The organism is Nocardia sp. NPDC001965 (assembly GCF_053594175.1).
In genome coordinates, this window is record NZ_JBSFDZ010000007.1 from 23,972 (window position 1) to 30,561 (window position 6,590).

The 6,590-nt window shown below is 68.1% G+C and carries 3 protein-coding genes and 1 pseudogene; 2 read left to right on the forward strand and 2 right to left on the reverse strand.

Going from position 1 to position 6,590, the window contains the following annotated elements; all coding sequences use genetic code 11:
- Positions 1-20: 20 nt before the first annotated feature.
- Entirely contained in the window at positions 21-1,274 is a 1,254-nt protein-coding gene (locus ACWCPQ_RS13065; RefSeq protein WP_449897949.1) for a pyridoxal phosphate-dependent aminotransferase, read from the forward strand.
- A gap of 322 nt (positions 1,275-1,596) precedes the next feature.
- Positions 1,597-2,853 (forward strand): annotated as a pseudogene (locus ACWCPQ_RS13070) (YibE/F family protein); the annotation flags it as partial.
- Between the two features lie 400 nt (positions 2,854-3,253).
- Here the strand turns inward: ACWCPQ_RS13070 and ACWCPQ_RS13075 are convergent.
- Entirely contained in the window at positions 3,254-4,969 is a 1,716-nt protein-coding gene (locus tag ACWCPQ_RS13075) for an Hsp70 family protein (protein WP_449897951.1), read from the reverse strand.
- Positions 4,970-5,124: 155 nt separating this feature from the next.
- Positions 5,125-6,447: a UDP-glucose dehydrogenase family protein gene (locus ACWCPQ_RS13080; RefSeq protein ID WP_449897953.1), complete on the reverse strand. Its 1,323-nt coding sequence runs from the start codon at positions 6,445-6,447 to the stop codon at positions 5,125-5,127.
- Positions 6,448-6,590 lie beyond the last annotated feature (143 nt).

Consider the following 6,590-nt stretch of genomic DNA (forward strand, 5'->3'; position numbering starts at 1 on the left):
CGCTTGCCCCTGATGGCACCATGGATCGGGTGAGTACTGGCCATTCGCACCCCGCGCCCCGGATTCTGGAGCAGTCCAAGAAGCTGCAGAATGTCGTCTACGAGATCCGGGGACCGGTACACGCACACGCGGCACGGCTCGAATCCGAGGGTCACCGGATCCTGAAACTCAATATCGGTAACCCCGCGCCGTTCGGGTTCGAGGCCCCCGATGTGATCATGCGGGATATGATCGCCGCCCTGCCGACGGCGCAGGGGTACTCCGAATCCAAGGGCATACTGCCCGCACGCCGCGCGATCGTCACCCGCTACGAACTGGTACCGGGATTCCCGGAGCTCGACGTCGACGATGTGTACCTCGGTAACGGGGTGTCCGAGCTGATCACCATCACCATGCAGGCGCTGCTGGACAACGGCGACGAGGTGCTGATCCCGGCCCCCGACTATCCGTTGTGGACCGCGATGACCAGTCTCGCCGGCGGTACCCCGGTGCACTATCTGTGCGACGAGGCCAGCGGCTGGCAGCCCGATATCGCCGATATCGAATCGAAGATCACCGATCGGACCAAGGCGCTGTTGGTGATCAACCCGAACAATCCGACCGGTGCCGTGTATTCGGCCGAGGTACTGCAGCAGCTGGTGCACCTCGCCCGCAAACATCGGTTGCTGCTGCTCGCCGACGAGATCTACGACAAGATCCTCTACGACGACGCCAAACATATTTCCCTGGCGACCCTGGCGCCCGATCTGCTCTGCCTCACCTTCAACGGTCTGTCCAAGGCCTACCGGGTGGCCGGGTATCGATCCGGCTGGCTGGCGATCACCGGTCCGAAGGAGCACGCGGCCGGGTTCCTGGAGGGCGTCGATCTGCTGGCGTCGTCCCGGTTGTGCCCGAATGTGCCCGCGCAGCACGCGATTCAGGTGGCACTCGGCGGCTATCAGAGCGTCGAGGATCTGATCCTGCCCGGCGGGCGCCTGCTGGAACAGCGGGATGTGGCGTGGGAGAGGCTGAATGCGATCCCCGGCGTCTCGTGCGTGAAACCCAAAGGCGCACTGTATGCGTTCCCGAGGCTGGATCCCGAAGTCCACGAGATCCACGACGACGAGAAGCTGGTTCAGGACCTGCTGTTGCAGGAGAAGATCCTGATGGTGCAGGGGACCGGTTTCAACTGGCCGCACCACGACCATCTGCGCATCGTGACTCTGCCCTGGGCGCGCGATCTCGCTGTTGCCATAGAACGTTTCGGCAATTTCCTTGCGGGTTATCGGCAGTAGCGGGGCGGTAACTCTCGGAGCGAAACAGACTTCTCGTCCGGATTAAGCCCAATTTTCTGAACCCTCTGGCACAAAAGAGGATCCTGTGTGTACAGTGGTCCTCGGCACTCAAAGTGCCCGGCCAGGTTGTCTACCCCCCCTGGGCAACCTGGTCCTCGGGTTAGGCCGCCTACCCCCCTGGGCCGCCTGCCCGCGGGCGGCGGAGACATCCCCCTGCTCTCCGCCGCCCCTTCCCGAGATCCTCGCAAATGCAGCGTAATCGCAGCGTAAGCCCCATCTGCCGATCACATGGGCCGTCGGCGAATCCTCTAGGCTGACCGGGGTGAGCGACCACCATCACCACCACGACCACTCCGGGCCGATCGCCATCGGCGCGACCGCGGCACGCGTTGTGGTCGGTCTGCTGGTCGCCATCGGGATCGTGGTCGTCGTCGCGACGATCGCCCTGTGGCCCGACCGGCAGCAGGTCGAGATCCCGCTTCCCATGCAGAACGCCGACGGATCCGCCGTGGTCACCGAAGCCGGCACGGTCATCCGGCAAGACCTCGGCGCGTGCGGTAGCTCGTCCATCGGCCGGGTTTTCGACGGCGACCCTCAACCGCCCTCCATGCAGGTCTACGACTGCCAGCGCAGTCTGATCGCCATCGAATCCGGCCCGCACGAGGGTAAGCACACGCTCCTCGAAATCGCGCCGGGCCCCGGCCAACCCGATCTCGCGGCCGGTGACCATCTGCGGATCGTGCGGCAGACCGGCCCGGACGGGACGCCGCTGTACTCCTTCGACGACTACGCGCGCGGGCTCCCGCTGGCCCTGATCGTGCTGGCCTTCATCGTGGTGATCGTCGTGGTCGCGCGCTGGCGAGGGGTCCGGGCACTGCTCGGTCTGGTATTCGCGTTCGCGGTACTGGTCGTATTCCTGCTCCCCGCGCTACTGGACGGGAAACCCGCGATACCGGTCGCGCTGGTCGCCGGTTCGCTGATCCTGTACGCGGTTCTCTATCTGGCGCACGGGGTGAACCTGCGTACCAGTTCCGCGCTGCTGGGCACGCTCACCTCCATGATCGTCGCGGCAGTGCTCTCCTGGCTGACCATCGAGGCGACTTCACTCACCGGTCTGTCCGAGGAACAGAACACCAATGTCGCGACCTACATCGAGCACGTCAGCATCACCGGTCTCCTGCTGGCCGGGTTCATCATCGGCTCGCTCGGTGTGCTCAACGATGTGACGATCACCCAGGCGTCGGCGGCGTTCGAGCTGGCCGAACTGGACAAGAAGGCCACGCGCCGTGAGGTGTTCGCGGCGGCCATGCGGGTGGGGCGTGACCATATCGCCAGCACCGTGTACACCCTGGTGCTCGCCTACGCGGGCGGGGCGCTGCCGCTGCTGCTGTTGTTCAGTGTGGCCGGCCGCCCGATTCGCGATGTGCTGGTGGGCGATGCGGTGGCCATCGAGATCGCGCGGTCCGCGGTCGGTGGTATCTGCCTGGCACTGTCGGTGCCGCTGACCACCGGTATCGCGGTCATGCTCGCCCGGCCGTTCGGTAACAAGCCGGCCGGTACGGCCCAGCGTGCACGCCGGGTGGCCGCGGCCCGGCGCGCGGATACGGGTACGCACCGAAAGGTTGCGCGTACGGGCGCGGGCTCCGAAGGCGGTGGCGCGCCGCGTAACCGATCCGACGGTCGCGGGTACAGGCCGTGGCCGACTACCGGGGAACAACCCCGGGTGCCGCGAACCGGGCCCGGTGACCAGCGCTCGGGACCGCGCACCGGCGAGTCACCGGCCACCCGGGGTGGGCAGTACGACCCGTCGCGGTCGGCTCGGCGGTACCCGGCACCTCCCGGCACCGGGCCCCAGCAGGCCGGACCACCCCGCGCGGACAACCAGCGACCCTGGAGCGGTGAGCAGCCCCCGCCCCGGCGGAACCGCAGGCCCGGGCCGGGATACAGCGAGCGCTGACACCGGTAGCCCGACGGTGCGCTCAGCGGGGTGGTGGGAACAGCGGCGGGATCGTCGGTACGACGATCGGTGGTAGCCCCGGAACCTGGATGGTGGGCGGGCCGCCGGTGGTAGTCGGTGCCTCGGTCTCCCGGGGTGCGGCCACCACCGGCGGCGGCTCCGCCAGCGATTCGTGCTCCGGCGGCGGAGCCAGCGAGACGCCGGCCATGCCGGGGCGAGCCGTGGGAGTCGTCGCCGATGTCGTCGGCGACGCGGTCGTACCCTCGACGGTGGTCGATTCCTGGCGGAACATGTGCTGGCCGTAGCCGAGCCCGATACCGATCGCGGCCACCACCACCAGCGCACTCACCGCCACCGCCGCGGCGCCGAGCTCACGGTGCCGGCGATGCGGGGGCTCGCCGAACGAGCGCCGGGGCAGTAACTTCTGCGGAATCCGCAGCGTGACGGTCGGCGGATCCTCCTCGGGGGAGAGTTGCGGCAACGCGGACTGCGCCGGACGCGAAACCGGGGCCTGCGATACCGGTGTGGCACCACTCGGATATTTGTCGGCGGTGGCCACCGGGGCGACCGGATCGCTCGTGGTGGCCGGGCGTGCCGGGACCGTCGACGAAACGGAAGCGGCCGGAAGGCCCACGGCGGTACCGGCCGGTGGGCCGAAGATACCCGGTTGCGGCATCGGTGCGGCCGGCCGGGAAACGACCGGCACAGGGCCGGGCGCACCGGCATTCACCGTTGCATCGTCCGGCGTCGCGGGACGGTCTTCGGGTTCGGGGCCGAATATACCGAGCCCGATCTCCGGTTGCGCGGTGTCGCCGCCCGGTGCGGCGGTGGCCGGTTGCGCGGAATCGCTCGCCGGCGCCGATACGACGACCGGGCGCGACTCCGGCGCTCGCCGTGCCAGCAGCGCGGCCCCGCGCGCGGTCGCGGCCTCGGGCTCCGGCGGCACCAGTACCGGCACCTCCAGGATCTCCCGCAGCAGGCGGCTGACCAGCGGGATCCGGACACCGCCGCCCACCGCCAGTACCGCCTGCACCTCCCGTCCGGAACGGCCGATGACCTCGCGGGTGGAACGGACCGACGCCTCGACGGCCCAGGTGACCAGTGCGGTGAAATTCTCCTGGGTGAGCAGCACCGGTCCGTAATCGCTGGGCAACGCCACGGCAGAAGTCGCCGAGAGCTTTTCCTTGGCCGAGCGGCACAGCGCGTCCAGCCGGGCCAGACCGGCCGGGTCGGGTGGGTGGGCGATCCGGCCCGAGTTGATCTGTTGCTCGCGAATGAGCGAGTCGAAGTATTCACCGCTGATATCGCCGGTGCGTTCGGTATGCACGACCCGCCCGGAGTCGACCTCCACGACGGTCACAGACAGGCCCGAAGCGCCCAGGTCGTAGATACCGAGCGTGGTGATTCCGGCCAAGGCCCCGGAGGCGGTGGCGAATTCCAGCGTCGCCTCGGTATCGGCCACGATGTCGTAGTCGTCGAGACCGTGCTCGGCCATCGCCACATGCATGGCCTCGGCCTGGAACTCGTCGCGGCAGGCCAGCACGGTCCGGGCTATCCCGGGATCGGAATTCAGGGCGGCGGCGACCGAGAGCGCGGCCCGCTCGGCGCTCGGTGTCTCGGGCGGAACGACGAAGGTCCGCAGTTCGAATGCCTGCGGGTCGGCCGCTGTCGTGCCCGCAGGTGGGCGCGCCAAGCGGATCGCGCCGGTCCCCACCGACACTCCCAGTGCTGAACTCATCGGCAGCCCATCCGTACTTCCCGCTTCACGATATGCGAGCGTCGCCCGGTCGATGGTGACGGCTCATCCCCCGAACCACTCTTCCGACAGTACCGCCCGGTCCCGTTGGTGTGGGAGGCAGCGACCGCTGCCGTGGGCCGACCGGCCCCACGACTCTACGGGGTGCCCAGCCCCGCGTACACCCATCCGGCCGAGCGCCAGGCGGCACGATCGAGACAATTACGGCCGTCGATGACCGAGCGGGCCCGCACCACGGTGTCCAGATCCCGCGGTCGCAACTCCACGAATTCGTTCCACTCGGTGAGTACCAGCACCACATCGGCGCGTTCACAGGCCTCCACCACCGAGGTGGCGTAATTCAGCGTGGGGAATACGCGACGGGAGTTCTCCAGTGCTTTCGGGTCGTAGACGGTGACGACGGCACCGTGCAGCTGGATCATGCCGGCAACGTTCAACGCGGGGGAATCACGCACATCGTCGGATTCGGGTTTGAAGGCCGCACCGAGCACCGCGACGTTCGCGCCCAGCAGCGAACCGCCGCAGGCCCGCGCCGCCATATCCACCATCTTGGTGCGGCGTCGCATATTGATGTTGTCGACCTCCCGCAGAAAGGTCAGCGCGTGGTCGGCACCGAGCTCCCCGGCCCGCGCCATGAACGCCCGGATGTCCTTCGGCAGGCAGCCGCCGCCGAATCCGACTCCGGCGTCGAGGAAGCGGCGGCCGATACGGGCGTCGTGGCCGAGCGCGTCGGCCAGCACCGTGACATCGGCACCGGTGGCCTCGCAGACCTCGGAGACCGCGTTGATGAAGGAGATCTTGGTGGCCAGGAACGCGTTGGCCGACACTTTGACCAACTCCGCGGTGGCCAGATCGGTGAGCAGGAACGGGACCTCGGCGGCGAGCAGATCGGCGTAGAGCTCTTCGACGACCTCACGCACCCACACCGATCGCTCCCGCTCCCGATCCACGCCGAGGACCAGCCGGTCCGGCCGCAGGGTGTCCCGGACGGCGAAACCCTCGCGCAGGAATTCCGGGTTCCACGCCACCTCGACATCCACCGGAGTCAGGGCGCGAGCGCGGCGGCCGAGTTCGGCGGCGGTACCCACCGGGACAGTGGACTTACCGACGATCACCGAAGGGCGGGTGATGAGCGGTGCGAGCGTATCCACGACCGCGTGCACATATTTCAGATCGGCGGCGTACTCACCCTTCTTCTGTGGCGTGCCGACCCCGAGGAAGTGGACGTCGGCGTGCGCGGCCGCCTCGACATAGGAGGTGGTGAACCTGAGCCGGCCCGAATCGAGATTGCGGCGCAGCACCGCCTCGAGGCCCGGCTCATAGAAAGGAGTGACACCGTCGGAGAGTTTCGCGACCTTACCCGGGTCGATATCGACTCCGACCACATCGTGTCCGAGCTCGGCCATACACGCTGCGTGCGTGGCCCCCAGGTACCCGGTTCCGAAGACTGTGCATCGCATGATCGATTGGTAATCCCCGCCGGTGCACACACCAGAAAACCGAAGCGAGGTGCCGGGCAACAGCAGATGTACACCCGACGACGCCGCCCCGCGAGCGGCGATGACCAGGGCGTACCTCCGCGTTCGCTCCGGCCGTGCGCATA

Coding starts and splice junctions, on each gene's coding strand:
- ACWCPQ_RS13075 (WP_449897951.1), bottom strand. CDS start 4,969: ATGAGTTCAGCACTGGGAGTGTCGGTGGGGACCGGCGCGATCCGCTTG.
- ACWCPQ_RS13065 (WP_449897949.1), top strand. CDS start 21: ATGGATCGGGTGAGTACTGGCCATTCGCACCCCGCGCCCCGGATTCTG.
- ACWCPQ_RS13080 (WP_449897953.1), bottom strand. CDS start 6,447: ATGCGATGCACAGTCTTCGGAACCGGGTACCTGGGGGCCACGCACGCA.